7 protein-coding genes are annotated in these 16941 nt (G+C 42.5%); 1 reads left to right on the top strand and 6 read right to left on the bottom strand.

The features are described from left to right. Window positions 1–49: 49 nt before the first annotated feature. Complete coding sequence (locus CES82_RS01360) at window positions 50–2071, bottom strand: DHH family phosphoesterase (protein WP_098823515.1); 2022 nt, start codon at window positions 2069–2071, stop codon at window positions 50–52. 232 nt (window positions 2072–2303) lie between these two features. Between CES82_RS01360 and CES82_RS01365 the strand changes: the two genes are divergently transcribed. Continuing rightward, window positions 2304–3722 carry a DHA2 family efflux MFS transporter permease subunit gene (locus tag CES82_RS01365; RefSeq protein ID WP_098823516.1) on the top strand — a complete coding sequence of 473 codons (1419 nt, stop codon included), beginning with the start codon at window positions 2304–2306 and terminating at the stop codon, window positions 3720–3722. A gap of 80 nt (window positions 3723–3802) precedes the next feature. Here CES82_RS01365 and CES82_RS01370 read toward each other — a convergent pair whose 3' ends face one another. From CES82_RS01370 to rpsF, 5 genes are all read right to left on the bottom strand, one after another. After that, entirely contained in the window at window positions 3803–10576 is a 6774-nt protein-coding gene (locus tag CES82_RS01370; protein ID WP_180245621.1) for a leucine-rich repeat domain-containing protein, read from the bottom strand. A 280-nt stretch (window positions 10577–10856) separates the two neighbouring features. Further along, entirely contained in the window at window positions 10857–15419 is a 4563-nt protein-coding gene (locus CES82_RS01375; RefSeq protein ID WP_180245622.1) for a leucine-rich repeat domain-containing protein, read from the bottom strand. A gap of 294 nt (window positions 15420–15713) precedes the next feature. Next, the gene (gene rpsR / locus CES82_RS01380; protein WP_054655617.1) at window positions 15714–15950 is read right to left on the bottom strand and encodes a 30S ribosomal protein S18; all 237 of its coding nucleotides are present in this window, start codon (window positions 15948–15950) and stop codon (window positions 15714–15716) included. Window positions 15951–15974: 24 nt separating this feature from the next. Further along, entirely contained in the window at window positions 15975–16499 is a 525-nt protein-coding gene (gene ssb / locus CES82_RS01385) for a single-stranded DNA-binding protein (protein ID WP_098823519.1), read from the bottom strand. Window positions 16500–16534: 35 nt separating this feature from the next. Further along, the gene (gene rpsF, locus CES82_RS01390; RefSeq protein WP_098823520.1) at window positions 16535–16822 is read right to left on the bottom strand and encodes a 30S ribosomal protein S6; all 288 of its coding nucleotides are present in this window, start codon (window positions 16820–16822) and stop codon (window positions 16535–16537) included. Window positions 16823–16941 lie beyond the last annotated feature (119 nt).

Consider the following 16941-nt stretch of genomic DNA (forward strand, 5'->3'; position numbering starts at 1 on the left):
AACCCGTTTTAACCTCGGCGTCGCGATTTTTACACCTTTTCAATACTATTTACGAAGCTGGTGTTGCTGCCTCATCCTCTTGGCTATTCAAAATCGCTACCAACTGATCTTTAACTTCAGCCACAGTGCTATCAGCAATTTGCGTAGCGCCACTGGAAAGGTGACCGCCGCCGCCCATCTTCTCCATAATGACTTGAACGTTGATTTCACCCATACTTCGAGCGGAAATGCCGATTCGGCCATCGTCTCGCTTAGTAATGACAAATGAGGCGTCCACACCAGACATGTTCAGCAAATCATCCGCTGCTTGAGCAGCCGTCACAGAATCGTAAACTTCATCCTCTTCACCAGCGATGATTGCCAGATCTTCGTGGACGAAGGTAACCAACTCAATCAAGTGGTTCCGTTGCAGATAACTATCAACGTTTTCCTTCATAAACTGCTGCATTTGAACCGAATCGGCGCCAGCTGAACGCAAGTAACTAGCAGCGTCAAAGGTTCGTGATCCAGTACGCAACGAGAAGGATTTCGTATCAATAAAGATCCCCGTCAGCATAGCTGTCGCTTCGATCTTATTAATAGGTTCAGATTCTTGAGACTGGTATTCAAACATTTCAGTAATCAGTTCACAAGTTGAACTAGCATACGGTTCAATGTAAACCAACATTGGATTTTCTGGGAATTCTTCGCCTCTACGGTGATGATCAATAATCATGACCCGATTTTCCAGTTGTTGATACAGCTCAGGAGAAATTGATAATGATGGTTTGGAATGATCGACCATCACTAACATACTTTGTTTCGTTATTTTAGCCAACGCTTCTTCAGGCGTAATAATGGCATCGTTAATTTCAGGGTAGTCTTTGATGGAATCAAGCAGCCGCTGCACATCGCTATGTATGTCGCTGCGATCCAAGATAATGTAACAGTCCTTTTGGTTCATCTGAGCAATCCGCCGAATCCCCATGCAGGCACCGATTGAGTCCATATCAGGCTGTTGATGGCCTTGAACGAAGATGGCATCCGACTGGTTCATTAACTCCTGCAAGGCCTGTGAGATCATCCGTGCACGAACCCGCGTCCGCTTTTCCATTGGGTTCGTCTTACCACCATAGAAACGCGCTTCTTCATCTTGGGCACGAACCACAACTTGGTCACCGCCGCGGCCAAGTGCCAAATCAAGGTTACTCTGTGCCTGATCTGCTAACTTGTTTAAATCCGCACCGCCATAAGCGATACCGATACTTAACGTCAGCGGGAAGTTTTGCTTAGAGGTACTTTCGCGAATGATATCCAAAATACTGAACTTATCATTTTCGACTGCCTTCATCGCTTGCGCATACATAAACACGAGGTAGTGGTCATCGTCCAGCCGCTTGAGATACATCCCAAAACGCTGCGCCCAAACGGAGAGCTCGTTGGTCACGTAATTTCTTAGATTAGAAATTTCCTGATCCGTCATGGACTGCGTTACTTCAACGTAGTTATCCAAAAAAACTTGACCAATGGCAATTCGTTCGTTTTCATACCGCTGCTCAATTTGAGTATAGTAGGTGACCTCAGTCATATAAACCGCACGGAAATCCTTTTGAACTAAAAATGAAAACTGGCGGTCTCTCCAAGTAACTGTTTGCGGCTGCTTGTCGTTGACGTGATCTTGAATTAACTTTTCCAGTTCCGGATCAACGTCGCTCATCCGCTTACTCAAAACCGCTTCGTCACCGAAGTATTGCTGCAAATATGGATTAACCCATTCGATAGCGTCATTGTCACCAAAAATCATGACACCAACGGGCATATCGATCAACGCCTCTTGTTCGCCACGATTAATTCGAAATGACAGATCCGCAATGTAACGGTTCATATCAGCGCTAATCTCATTCATGGTATTAAAGGAAAACACCAAACTAGTAACCACCGCCACTAAAGCCAATATCCCTAAAATCCATGAGAACAAAAAAGCCAGAACAATTCCTGCAATTGATAGTGCGATCATGAATAATGCCAGACCGCGCAACCGTCTATTCCTTAAAAATTCGGGTAAATTAGCCCTTGAAAATAAACCGTCCATCTTCAGACTCCCCTGCTTTGTCGATGATAATAGTAGTTACATTTTAGCACAAATGAAAGCTAGTTGTGACCACTAGTCTTGTGGAAACAAATTAGTACATCTGAGCTTGGTATCTAACAGTAATTTCAAAAAACTTTACCATTTATTAAAAAAAAAACTTACGAAGACGGTTTTTTTCTGTTAGTGTAATCACTTGTGCAAAAAAGTTTTCTGAAAGCGAGGAATTTATTCAATGGAACAGCAAGCAACAATGGCCTCTTCTCGGCCACGAGTTACCGTCAGGCACCCCGCACTAGCCATGGTTAGTATGCTAGTCGGTGCCTTTGTCGGTATGTTTAGTGAAACGTCGTTAAATATTGCATTACCAAGTCTAATGGCTAGTCTAGGGATTACCACTGCAACTGCACAATGGTTAGTCACTGGCTACATGTTAGTGATTGGTGTCGTACTACCGTTAAACAGTTTAATCACCAAGTGGTTCACCACTCGGCAAGTCGTTATTTTTGGTTTATCAGATTTTCTTGTAGGTGCCATTATTGCAGCATTAGCACCAAGTTTTCCAATTTTATTATTCGGACGAATGATTCAAGGAATTGCCACTGGCTTGATCCTACCGTTAATGTTTACGGTTGCCATGCAAGTCTTCTCACCAGCTAAAATTGGGGCCGCTATGGGTGCCTGCGCCATGGTTATTATGTTTGCGCCAGCCATTGGCCCTACTTTGACCGGTTTGATCTTAGCTAAGCTTTCTTGGCACTGGATTTTCTGGGCATTTGTACCTTTCTTAGTCATTGCGTTAATCTTTGCTTTGACTTCACTAGAAAATGTCGGTCAATTAACGAAACCTAAAATTGATGTCTTATCTATTTTGACCAGTGTTGTTGGCTTTGCCAGCGTCGTTACCGCGGTTAGCTTCGCAAGTTCACACGGCTGGGGCTCACCACTTGTTTTAGGCCTATTATTATTCGGTATCATTGTATTAGCCGCTTACGCCTACCGTCAGGTTCATATTGATGCACCTATCTTAAACCTGAAGATTTTCGCCATTCCTGCCTTTCGGGCTGGCGCTTTAATGGTGATGTTAGACTTCGGGATTATTCTTTCTGCCATGTATATTTTACCAATGTATATGCAAAAGGGATTGTTACTGCCCGTTGCCATGACCGGTATTATCATGTTACCTGGTGGTGTTGTTAACGCCTTAGTTTCTGCCGTTTCAGGTCGTTTATTTGATAACTTCGGTGCTAAGTGGTTAACTCGGTTAGGCTTCCTGATTGCTATTATCGGTAGCATCATGTTACTAACAACTGGTGCTCATACCGCCGTGATGTTTGTCATTGCTGCCCACATCGTCTTAATGATCGGCTGTCCTTTGGCAATGTCACCAGCTCAAACCCATGCCTTAAACGCTTTAGCTGGTCCTACATCCGGTGATGGCAGTACCATCATGAACACCATGCAACAAATTGTTGGTGCAATTTCAACTGCTTTAGCAACTAGTCTGCTAGGTATTGGCCAAGCAACCAGCCATTTAGGTGCTCAGGGTGCCTTTACAGCCGGTGTGCATGTCGCTATCTACTTACCACTTGCCTTAGCTGTTATCGCGTTTATTATCGCGCTGACAACCCGTTCATTTAAAACTGAAAAATAATTGTTAAATTAATTCGTACAAAAACGCCTTCGCAGGTCAAAGCTTGCGGAGGCGTTTTTGTGCTGCTATTAAGTTATTAATTAATCCTTTTCATGTTTCCGACGTGCCAGTCCAAACCAACCAAGGATGCTTAGCAGCAATCCGCCAATAAGTGTTGGTTGAGTTGGTGTTGTTTCATCCGTCTGTGGTAGTTGCGTCTTAGATGGATCTGTTTGATGCTTAGACGGTGTCGAATTCGATGTTGCCACCGTTCTTTCGACTGCTCGACCGCTATTACTATCTTCGTGTAGACTAGTCGTTGCAGTCACAGATGACCCTTTGCCTGACGAAACTTGTCCGGCCTGTGAATCACTTGTAGAAGTAGACGGTTGCTTATGTGATGTCACTGCACCGCCATTATCAGTTGATGAACTCGGTTGCTCTGAATCAGTTGGTACTTGACCATTCGATTGGCCGGTAGTTGTAGTAGATCCGCCACCATTACCATGTCCAGGTTGTGCTGGTGTTGCTGGTGTTGCTGGTGGCGTTACTGTATCATCTTGGGCAACTAACGGGATGACCACCGTTTGGTTGGTAGCTTGGGCTATAATCAGCGGTAAATCACTGGTTGGAATGGCCAACTGCCAGCCAGTGGGAACATATTCCAAAATCTGATACCGATTAAATGACATTCCTGGATTACCAATTAACGTCGCACTGCCACGTACAACGCCATCTGAAGTTTCATAGTTGATTATCGTCGTAGTGGCAACTTCAGCTGGTCCAGCTGACACAGTGGTTTTCGCAACTAACGGAATAATTACTGTTTGATTTTCGGCTTGAGCCACAATTAATGGTAAGTCACTAACTGGAACGGCCAGTTGCCAACCAGCTGGGACGGATTCCAAGACTCGATACCGATCAAATGGTGTACCAGGGGTGCCTACTAACTGAGCACTTCCTTGTGTTTTACCATCTGGGGTTTCATAGTTGATCGTTGTGGTTGTGGCAGCTACGGCTGGTCCGCTTGAAGCAGTATTTTTCGCAGCCAACGGAATAATTACTGTTTGATCCTGCGTTTGCGCAACTATTTGCGGTAAGTCAGGGTTGGCTAATTGCCAGCCAGTGGGAACATGAGTGGCAACTCTATTTGAATCAAACACTTCTCCCGGCATCCCAATTAAGGTCATACTTCCTCGTACAACACCATCTGGAGTTTCATAATTCACGGTTGTGGTGGTAGCAAAATCCGGCTGCCCTGTTGACGTCTGATCTTGAGCTGCCAACGGAATAATTACCGTTTGATCCTGCGTTTGCGCAACTATTTGTGGTAAATCAGGGTTGGCTAATTGCCAGCCAGTGGGAACATGAGTGGCAACTCTATTTGAATCAAACACTTCTCCCGGCATCCCAATTAAGATCATACTTCCTCGTACAACACCATCTGGAGTTTCATAATTCACGGTTGTGGTGGTAGCAAAATCCGGCTGCCCTGTTGACGTCTTATCTTGAGCAGCTAACGGAATAACTACCGTTTGGTCCTGCGTTTGCGCAACTATTTGTGGTAAATCAGGGTTGGCTAATTGCCAGCCAGTGGGAACATGAGTGGCAACTCTATTTGAATCAAACACTTCTCCTGACATCCCAATTAAGGTCATACTTCCTCGTACAACACCATCTGGGGTTTCATAATTCACGGTTGTGGTAGTAGCAAAATCCGGCTGCCCTGTTGACGTCTTATCTTGAGCAGCTAACGGAATAACTACCGTTTGGTCCTGCGTTTGCGCAACTATTTGTGGTAAATCAGGGTTGGCTAATTGCCAGCCAGTGGGAACATGAGTGACAACTCTATTTGAATCAAACACTTCTCCTGGCATCCCAATTAAGGTCATACTTCCTCGTACAACACCATCTGGGGTTTCATAATTCACGGTTGTGGTAGTAGCAAAATCCGGCTGCCCTGTTGAACTGTGATCCAGATTAACTACCAAATTATTCGTCCCATAGTAACTGTAACCTGCTGAACTAAACTGGAGAGTAACTTGGTTAGGCATTGTCCCTCCACTTGGAATAGTAAGCGTATCCGTTTGCGGATCATATTGCCATTGGCTATCGACAAAAGTTAAGTTATCAGGCAACGTAACATCAACAGCATCTTCAATGGCTGCGCGAATTTTTTCAATTTGGGTTGCTGTGGCGTGCGCATTTACAGTAACTAAAGCCTGTTGATCACTTAAGTAATTAGTAGCATCGCTCTTAGACTTATTCGTAACTTTACTAATTTTATTCTGAGCAAATGCATAATCGCCAATTGTATGAATACCTGTGCCTAAATACAATTCACTAATTTGATTTTGGAAAAAGGCATGCGTCCCAATAGACGTCACACTATCTGGTACTGTGAATAGTTCTGTAGTTGCACCATCCGTACGGGCATCAGATACGATTTTATTATTAGCAAACGCATTTTCACCAATGGTCTGAACATTCCGACCAAGCGTTAATTTCTCAATATAATTATTCGTAAAGGCATTCATATCAATTAACTTTACACTGTCAGGAATGATGACAGAACCACCGATTTGATTCCCTGAAAAAGCATCTACACCAATTGCTGCAACTTTTGAGTTTGAATCTGAACCTGTATCACCAAATTGTAACTGATCAATTTGATTATTCGCAAAAGCTCTCGCACCAATGCTGATAACTGAGTCAGGGATTTCGACAATGCCACTAATTTGATTATGTGATGTATTCGGTAAACTTGTATCATGTGCAAAAGCATCGTTTCCGATGATTTGAACATGATTACCCAATTTAACACCGCTAATCCAATTTTCTGCAAAAGCTCTCACACCGATGCTGATAACTGAATCTGGAATCGTAACAGTATCACTAATTCTGTTAACCGAAAAAGCATCTTGACCGATTGTTTTAACGCCACTACCTAACACTACGGAGCTAATTGTATTTTTGGTAAAAGCATCCTGACCGATACTAGTCACTGTATCAGGAATCGTGACAGTACCAGTAATATTCTTATCACTGAAGGCATAAGCGCCAATTCCGGTAACTTTCTTCCCGTTGTAAGTGCTTGGTAACGTGAGATAATTTAATCGCCCATCCTGGGATTCAGTACCAAGATAATTCTGCAAATTGCCATTATAGCCAGTAATGGTGTACGTACCATCACTATTTTGAGTATACGTATAATCTGTTAACTGCGTATATGTCTTTAAATCCGCGCCAAGTGTCCAATAATTACCATCCGCATCCTTTGCAATCACAGTCGTTTTTGGATCAAAAGCATTCTGACCAATTGTATCGAGCTTTTGGCGCAGCGCTACTGCATTTATGTGATTGTTCGCAAAGGCGTTTATCCCAATTGATGTTACACTAGCAGGAATCGTGACAGTACCACTAATTTGGTTACCCGAAAAGGCGTCCTCGCCAATTATTCCAACACTTTTACCAAGGATTAATCCATTAATTTGGTTATTCGTAAAAGCCCGTGTACCAATACTAGTCACTAAATCCGGAACTACCACAGGACCACTAATCCGATTGACCGAAAAGGCGTCCTCACCAATTGTTTGAACACTTTTACCAAGAGTTAATCCAGTAATATTATTGTCCGTAAAAGCCCGTGTACCAATACTAGTCACTGAATCTGGAACTACCACAGGACCACTAATCCGATTGACCGAAAAGGCGTCCTCGCCAATTGTTTGAACACTTTTACCAAGAGTTAATCCAGTAATATTATTGTCCGTAAAAGCTCGAGTACCAATATTAGTTACCGAATCTGGAACGTTAATAGTACCGCTAATTTGGTTAGCTGAAAAAGCATCTTGCCCGATTGTTTTAACGTTGCTGCCCAACACCACAGCGCTGATTTTATTTCTGGTAAAGGCATCCTGACCAATACTAGTTACTGTATCAGGAATAACAATTTTACCGCTAATACCGGCATCTGCAAAAGCGCCATCAGCAATTTCAGTTACTTTTTTACCATCGTAAGTACTTGGTAACATAACATCATGAGATTCAGTACCAAGATACTTCTGCAAATCACCAGTATATTTTGCGATGGTATATGTTCCATCGCTATTAAGCTCATAATCATAATCCATTAGCTGCGTATAGGTAACCTTGCCATCTTGATCCATAGTGGGCTTCCAATAATTACCGTCTGCATCCTTCATGGCTACTAAAGTGTTCCCATCAAAAGCATCTTGACCAATGATATCAACTTTTTGACCCAATGCTACTGTGCGAATTTGGTTATTCACAAAAGCATTCATGCCAATTGTTTGAACACTTTTACCGATGGTTAATCCACTAATTTGGTTATTCATAAAAGCGTTCATACCAATTAACGTTACACCATCAGGAATCGTAACCGTACCGCCGATCTGATTACCCGAAAAAGCGTCCTCACCAATCGTCTCAAGCTTCGAATTTGAATCTGTATCACCAAATTGCAGATGTTTAATTCGATCATTCGTAAACGCATTCTGACCAATACTAATTACTGAATCTGGAATAATGACTGTACTAATATTATTGTTCGAATTTGTGTCACTTGGGTTACGTGAAAAAGCATCCTCGCCAATTATCTGTACACCCTTACCCAAGTCTAACGTTGTAATATCATTATTTGCGAAAGCATCACTATCAATTTTGATAATCGAATCAGGAATTGTGACACTACCACTAATGCTTTTATGATTAAAGGCATTAGCCCCAATCTCAGTTATTTTCTTACCATCGTAGGTGCTTGGTAACGTAAGGTTAGTTAGTTCATCCTTGGATTCAGTACCAAGATACTTCTGTAAATTACCGGTATACCCTGTAATAGTATATGTGCCATCATCATTTGAAGTATAAGAATAATCCGTTAGCTGCGTATATGAGGTAACCTCGCCACTTGTAGGATCCGTAACTGGTGACCAATAATTACCATCCGCATCTTTTACAACTACAGTCGCATCAAAAGCATTTTGTCCAATCGCGTCAACCTTTTCGCCAAGTCCAAGGGTTACTGCACTAATTTGATTGTTTACAAAAGCATTTTGATCAATTGTAGTTACACTATCAGGGATCTTGAGGGCACCACTAATTTGATTGCCTGAAAAAGCATCCTCGCCAATCGTCTCAAGCTTTGAACTTGAATCAGATGCGGAATCACCAAATTGCAGCTGTGTGATTCGATTGTTCGTAAACGCATTCTGTCCAATACTAGTTACTGAATCTGGAATGGTAACTGCGCTAATGCCACGATCAGGATTGGCGTTGCTTTTCTGAATCGAAAAGGCATCCTCGCCAATCACTTGCACATTCTTACCCAAATTCAACGTTGTAATATCATTGTTCGCAAAAGCATCATTATCAATTTTAGTAATCGAATCAGGAATTGTGACAGTGCCAGTAATATTCTTATTATTAAAGACAAAAGCCCCAATTTCAGTTACCTGCTTACCATCGTAAGTACTTGGTATCGTAAGATTAGCTATTGACCCGTCCTGAGATTCAGCACCAAGATATTTCTGTAAGTTGCCGGTATAGTCCGTAATCGTATATGTGCCATCCACATTAAGGGCATATTTATAATCAGTTAACAGCGTATACGTCTTTAAATCAGAACCTAGTGTCCAATAATTACCATCCGCATCTTTCGCAATGACAGTTGTTTTAGGATCAAACGTATTCTGACCAATTGTATCAATCTTTTGGCCAAGCATTACGATACTAATTTGGTTGTCCGCAAAGGCATTCATAGCAATTGACGTTACACTACCAGGAACTGTAATAACGCCACTAATCTGATTGCCTGAAAAAGCGTCCACACCAATCGTTCCAAGCTTTGAATTTAAATCAGATACTGAATCACCAAACTGTAACTGTTTGATTTGTACATTTGCAAAAGCTCTGTCACCAATCGTAGTTACTGAATCTGGAATGATAACTGTACTAATATCATTATTTGATCTTGTGTCACTGGTATTACGTGAAAAGGCATCGTCGCCAATTACTTGCACGCCCTTACCCAAATTTAACGTCGTAATATCATTATTCGCAAAAGCATTACTACCAATGTTGGTAATCGAATTAGAAATAGTAACAGCACCACTAACATTCTGATAATTAAAAGCCCCATCAGCAACTGCTGTAATCGGGTCACCGTTATAAGTATCGGGTAAAGTAATATCTTTAGCGGACACTGCTTCAGGGGTTGTACCACCCGCTAAGTACTTTTGTAGCTCGCCTGTATATCCCGTAATGGTGTACGTTGAGCTATCTGTACTTTGACTGTAACTATAATCCGTTAATTGGGTATAAGTGTTAACCCCGGTCTTTTCATCCGCTACTGCTAGCCAATAGTTACCGTCTGCATCTTTCTTAACGTCAGCGACTTGAGCTTTTTCTTTGGTTTCAGCCGAAGGAGCTGCCGTTTTTTCATTGCTTGATGAATCGAATTTTAACGAATGTCCGTTTACATCAACATCAGTAGCTGACTTGCTTTCACTGGATTGGCTTGAATCGTCTGTACTCGAGGAACTCGAGCTATCCGTACTTGATGTATTTGAAGCTCCTGATGATGCTGTATCTGAGCTACTCGACTGACTGCTAGAAGCGGTACTGCTGGTATTTGTTACCGATGTAGCGTTACTGCTCGATACCGATGATTCATCATTCTTTGCTGGATCTTTTTCATCTGAGCTTGAACTTGCTGGTGCCTCAGAAGACGAAGAAACATCATTGGCTTTGGTTTCTTGAGTTGTTGCCCCTTCTCCTTCAGCCGCTGCCTGGACACCAGTCACCGCCATGCTGAAGGTGAATCCTGTCAACAACGTGACGGTGACTATTCCCATGCGTACCCAGCATTTTTCTATATTGCACTCAATTTGCTGATGGTGCGACTTTTTTTGTTTACTTGATTGATTGATATTTTTCATATAACTATGCTGCTCCCTGTTTAATGTCTGATAATTACGACCATCTATTAGTTTTGATGGATACTTAGATTACTATACCACTCCTGTTTTCACATACCATATCAATCAACCAATTTACAAAATATGTTTCACAATCATCAAAAAAGGTCTTCGTAGGTAGGATAACCTTGCGAAGACCTTTTTTGATTACTATTAATTAATCTTTTTCGTGTTTTCGATGCGCAAGACCAAACCAGCCAAGGATGCTTAGCAGCAATCCGCCAATAAGTGTTGGTTGAGTTGGTGTTGTTTCATCCGTCTGTGGTAGTTGCGGTAGTTGCGCCTTAGATGAACCTGTCTGATGCTTAGACGTTGTTAAACGCGCTGTTTGCACCGTTCTCTCAATTTCAACTGCCCGACCACTATTACTATCTTCGTGTAGACCAGTCGCTGCAGTTAATGAGGACTGTTCACCTGCCGAAACTTGGCCTGCTTGCGAGTCACTCGTCGAAATAGACGGTCGCGTATGTGGCGTCACTGCACCGCCGTTATCAGTTGATGAATTGGGTTGCTCTGGATCAGTTGGTACTTGACCATTCGATTGGCCGGTAGTTGTAGTAGATCCACCACCATTACCATTTTCAGGTTGTGCTGGTTGTGCTGGTGGCGTTCCTGTATCATCTTGGGCAACTAGCGGAATGACCACCGTTTGGTTGGTAGCTTGGGCTATAATCAGCGGTAATTCACTGATTGGAATGGCCAACTGCCAGCCAGCCGGAACATAGGCCAGAACTTGATAACGGTCAAATGGCGTTCCAGGAGTACCGATTAACTGGGCACTTCCTTGTACCGTACCATCTGGAGTTTCATAGTCGACCGTGGTAGTCGTGGCTTCCACTACTGGTCCGATTTCAGTCTTGGTTTGGGCAGCCAACGGGATAACGATTGTTTGATTTCCAGTCTGAGACACTAATTTCGGCAGCTCATCTACTGGTACGGCTAACTGCCAATCAGCTGGCTTATGTGCCATAATCTCATCCTGACCAAATGAATAGCCTGGTTCACCAATTAAGGTAATATAACCTCGGGTCACTCCATCCGGTGTCTCATATTTTACCGTTGTCGTAGTGGCTTCTACTGCTGGCCCAGTTTCAGTCCCAGTTTGGGCAGCTAATGGGACCACTACGGTTTGATTGGTACCTTGAGCGATAATCAATGGTAATTCACTAACTGAAACGGCTAGTTGCCAGCCATCCGGAACATACTCCTGAACCTGATAACGGTCAAATGGTGTACCAGGAGTGCCTACTAACTGAGCACTGCCTTTTATTTTACCATCTGGGGTTTCATAGTTGACTGTCGTTGTTGTGGCAGCTACGGCTGGTCCGCTTGATGCTGTGGTCTTCGCAACTAACGGGATAATCACTGTTTGATTGGTATCTTGGGCAATAATTAGCGGTAATTCACTAACCGGAATAGCCAGTTGCCAGCCAGCTGGAACGTACTCCTGAACCTGATAACGGTCAAATGGCGTACCGGGAGTGCCTACTAATTGAGCACTGCCTTGTATTTTACTATCTGGAGTTTCATAGTCGATCGTGGTGGTTGTGGCAGCTACGGCTGGTCCGCTTGATGCGGTAACTAACGGGATAATCACTGTTTGATTGGTATCTTGGGCGATAATCAGCGGTAATTCGCTAACTAAAACGGCTAGTTGCCAACCAGCTGGAACGTACTCCTGAACCTTATAACGGTCAAATGGTGTACCAGGAGTACCTACTAACTGAACACTGCCTTGTATTTTACCATCTGGGGTTTCATAGTCGATCGTGGTGGTTGTGGCAGCTACGGCTGGTCCGCTTGAAGCTGTAGTCTTCGCAACTAACGGGATAATCACTGTTTGATTGGTATCTTGGGCAATAATCAGCGGTAATTCACTAACTGAGTCTGCTAGTTGCCAGCCAGCTGGAACATATTCCTGAACCTTATAACGATCAAATGGTGTACCGGGAGTCCCTACTAACTGAGCACTTCCCTGTACCGTACCATCTGGGGTTTCATAGTTGACCGTGGTGGTCGTGGCAGCTACGGCTGGTCCGCTTGATGCGATAACTAACGGGATAACCACTGTTCGATTGGTATCTTGGGCGATAATCAGCGGTAGTTCGCTAACTGAGTCTGCTAGTTGCCAGCCAGCTGGAACATACTCCTGAACCTTATAACGATCAAATGGTGTACCGGGAGTCCCTACTAACTGAGCACTGCCTTGTATTTTACCATCTGGGGTTTCATAGTCGATCGTGGTGGTTGTGGCAGCTACGGCTGGACCAGTTTGCTCTTGATCCAGATTGATTACCAAATCATTTGTTCCGTAACTAGCCGAACCAACTGAACTAAATTTGAAAGTAACTTGGGTTGGCATTGTCTCTCCACTTGGGATAGTGAGCGTATCCGCTTGTGAATCATACTGCCATTGCTTACCAGCCTTATCTGTGAATGTTAAAACTTCGGGTAATGTGACGTGAACAGCGCCTTCAATTGCTGTACGAATATTTTCAATTTGAGTTGCAGTTGCATACAAATTCACAGTAATCTTAGCTTTTTGATCGCTCAGATAGTCATCGGAATCATTCTTAGAGTTATTGCTAACCTGACTAATTTCATTTTGAGCAAACGCATTAGTAGCTATTGTCTGATTAACACCTGCGTTTACTTTATCCAACACTAACTCGCTAATTTGATTATTTAAAAAAGCATTTTCACCAATTGCATATACACTGCCAAGAACTGTAAACTTGCCACTAATATAATTATTCGCAAAGGCATCATCACCAATTGTTTGGAGATTATTATCTAGTGTCAGGCCGGTAATCCCATTATTCGCAAAAGCACTATCACCAATATTAGTAACTGCATCCGGAATGACTAACTGATCTTTAAGTTTGTTATTCGCAAAAGCATAAATATTAATTTGGGTGATTTTGTCACTTAAACTTACTCCAGAAATTTCATTATTCATAAAAGCATAAGCACCCAGTTCAGTTACTGAATCTGGAATTGTGACTGTACCACTGATCTTATTGTTTAAAAAGGTGTTGATTCCAATTGTTTGAACACCAGTACCTAACGTCAAAGTCTCAATCTGATTATTCGCAAAGGCATCATCACCAATATCAGTAACTGTATTAGGGATATCAACCGAACCGCTTATCTGGTTACTTGTAAAAGCATTAGTCCCAATTGTTTTAACAGCAGTGCCTAATGTCAAAGCCTTAATCTGATTATTTGCAAAGGCATCATCACCAATACCTGTAACTTTATCAGGAATATCAACTGAGCCACTTATCTGATTACTCGTAAAAGCACTGGTACCAATTGTTTGAACACTTGTACCTAGTGTCAGAGCCTTAATCTGATTATTCGCAAAAGCATCATCACCAATGCCAGTAACTTTATCAGGGATATCAACTGAGCCACTTATCTGATTATTCGCAAAAGCACTGGTACCAATTGTTTGAACACTTGTACCCAGCGTTAATGTTTTAATTTGATTATTCGCAAAGGCACTATTACCGATATTAACCACACTAGAAGGCAAGATTAACGACGTTAATGAATCAGATTCAAACGCCGAAGAATCAATACCTGTTAGTTGACTCACCGGGTCAATGTTAACCGTTACTAACGATTTGTTATCTTGAAAAGCACCAGCATCAATTTGTCCAATTTTAGCTGGCAATGTTAGTGTTGTTAAAAGGTTATTTTTAAAAGTGTCAATGCCAATTGTATTCACACCCGTCCCTAAATCAAGACTACTGATTTGGTTATTCTCAAACGTACCATGACCCGTAAACCAAGTACCATTACCTAGTACGACACTCGTAATCTGATTATTCGCAAAGGCATCATCACCAATGCTAGTCACCGAATTAGGTATCGTGACTGTACCCGTAATTTGATTATCCGCGAAAGCATTTTTACCAATTGACGTCACAGTATCAGGAATCACAATTTCGCCACTAATACCGATACCTGCAAAAGCATTATCAGCAATCGCGGTAATAGCACCACCATTATAAGTAGTCGGTAAGGTAATATCCGTGGCCGACACAGCTTCTGGCGTTGTGCCACCGGCTAAGTACTTTTGTAGCTCGCCTGTATATCCTGTAATGGTGTACGTTGAGCTATTCGCATTTTGAGTGTAACTGTAATCCGTTAATTGGGTATAAGTGTTAACTCCAGTTGTTTCATCAGCCTGGGCTTCAACAACTGGTAGCCAATAGTTACCATCAGCATCTTTCTTAACATCAGCAGTTTGCGTAGCTGTTTTATCGTTAACTGTTTTAGTTTCAGACGAAGAATCTGCTGTTTTCTGATTGCTCGATGAGTCAAATTTCAATGAATGCCCATTGACATCAGTAGCGGGTTTGTTTGCATTAGATTGGCTTGAAGCGCCCGCACTAGATGAACTTGAACTACCTATACTTGATGCATCTGAAGTTCCTGACGATTGCTCTGAGCTACTCGACTGACTGCTAGAAGTGGTACTACTTGCTTTTGATATTGAAGTATCACTACTGTTTGACGCTGATGATTGATCATTTTTTAGTTGATCCTTTTCATCTGAGCTCGAAACTGCTGGCTGCTCAGAAGACGAAGAAACATCATTGGCTTTGGTTTCTTGAGTTGTTGTGCCTTCCCCTTCAGCCGCTGCCTGGACACCAGTCACCGCCATGCTGAAGGTGAATCCTGTCAACAGCGTGACGGTGACTATTCCCATGCGTACCCAGCATTTTTCTATATTGCACTCAATTTGCTGATGGTGCGATTTTTTGGGTTCTTCTGATTGATTAGTGTTTCTCATTTAACTGTGATGCTCCTTGTTTAATGTCTGATTATCCAGTTATTACGACCATCCATTAGTTCTGATGGATACTTAGATTACTATACCACTCCTGTTTTCACATACCATACCAATTAACCAATTTATAAAACTTGTTTCACAAGCTTAACAACGAGCACCAAAAAAGGCACCAACCAGTATAAACTGGTTGATGCCTTCTCACTCACTATATTAGTCAGCAACAACGAATGGCATTAAGCCCATGATCCGTGCACGCTTGATAGCGATGGTTAACTTACGTTGGTTCTTGGCACTAGTGCCAGTAACCCGACGTGGCAAAATCTTACCGCGTTCTGAAACGAAACGTTCCAATAAGTTAGTATCTTTGTAATCGATGTATTCGATGTGGTTTGCGGCGATGAAGTCGACTTTACGACGACGACGGCCACCTCTTCTTTGTTGAGCCATGATTTTCCCTCCAATTCGATCCGTTTAGAACGGTAAATCATCATCGGAAATATCAATTGAATCACCATTATTTGCAAATGGGTCCGCTTGATTGTTCCCAGTATTCTGATTATTGTTAGCCGCTCCATTGGTGTTTGGATCACCAAACGGATTAGTGTTCTGAGGAGCATTGCCAGTGGGTGCATTATGGTTACCACCGTTGTTGGCATTCCCTGCATTATTATTCGCTGAACGCGGTTCTAATAAAGCAAAGTTTTCAACAACAACTTCGGTAACGTAGACCCGTTGACCTTGCTGATTTTCGTAGTTTCTGGTTTGAATCCGGCCATCGATCCCTACTAACGCACCCTTATGAGTAAAATTAGCAAAGTTCTCAGCTGATTTCCGCCAAATAACACAGTTGATAAAGTCAGCTTCACGTTCGTTGTTTTGATTGGTAAATTGCCGATCAACAGCTAACGTAAAGTTTCCAACTGCCGCCCCGCTTGGGGTATACCGCAAATCAACATCTCTTGTCAAGCGTCCGGTAAGCACTGCCCGGTTGATCATACGACCCGCTCCTCTCAGTCATTAAATGTCAAAAATTAGTCTTCACGTTTTACGATCATGTGACGAAGAATATCGTCATTGATCTTTGAAAGACGGTCGAATTCGTTTAAAGCCTTATCGTCATTAGCGTTTAAGTTAACAACGTGGTATAAACCTTCGCTGTAACCGCCAATTTCGTATGCGAAACGAAGCTTCTTCCAGTCTTTTGAATCGATTAAATCTGCACCATTGTCAGTCAAAATCTTGTCGAAACGATCAACCAATGCGGTCTTTGCTGCATCGTCAAGATCTGGACGAATGATGTAGGTAATTTCATACTTCATGAAATTTGCACCTCCTTATGGACTTCAGGCCCTCTTCATTGAGTTTTAAGAGAGCAAGGAGAGTCTTCCGAATGGATTACTCACAGAATGCTATTTTACCAAAGTTCATTCAAATATGC

Source organism: Secundilactobacillus silagincola (genome assembly GCF_002583405.1).
Lineage (GTDB): Bacteria > Bacillota > Bacilli > Lactobacillales > Lactobacillaceae > Secundilactobacillus > Secundilactobacillus silagincola.

Bases quoted from the DNA above. Each gene is read 5' to 3' on its own strand.
- CES82_RS01360 (WP_098823515.1), bottom strand. From the start codon at position 2,071: ATGGACGGTTTATTTTCAAGGGCTAATTTACCCGAATTTTTAAGGAAT.
- CES82_RS01365 (WP_098823516.1), top strand. From the start codon at position 2,304: ATGGAACAGCAAGCAACAATGGCCTCTTCTCGGCCACGAGTTACCGTC.
- CES82_RS01370 (WP_180245621.1), bottom strand. From the start codon at position 10,576: ATGGGAATAGTCACCGTCACGTTGTTGACAGGATTCACCTTCAGCATG.
- CES82_RS01375 (WP_180245622.1), bottom strand. From the start codon at position 15,419: ATGGGAATAGTCACCGTCACGCTGTTGACAGGATTCACCTTCAGCATG.
- rpsR (WP_054655617.1), bottom strand. From the start codon at position 15,950: ATGGCTCAACAAAGAAGAGGTGGCCGTCGTCGTCGTAAAGTCGACTTC.
- ssb (WP_098823519.1), bottom strand. From the start codon at position 16,499: ATGATCAACCGGGCAGTGCTTACCGGACGCTTGACAAGAGATGTTGAT.
- rpsF (WP_098823520.1), bottom strand. From the start codon at position 16,822: ATGAAGTATGAAATTACCTACATCATTCGTCCAGATCTTGACGATGCA.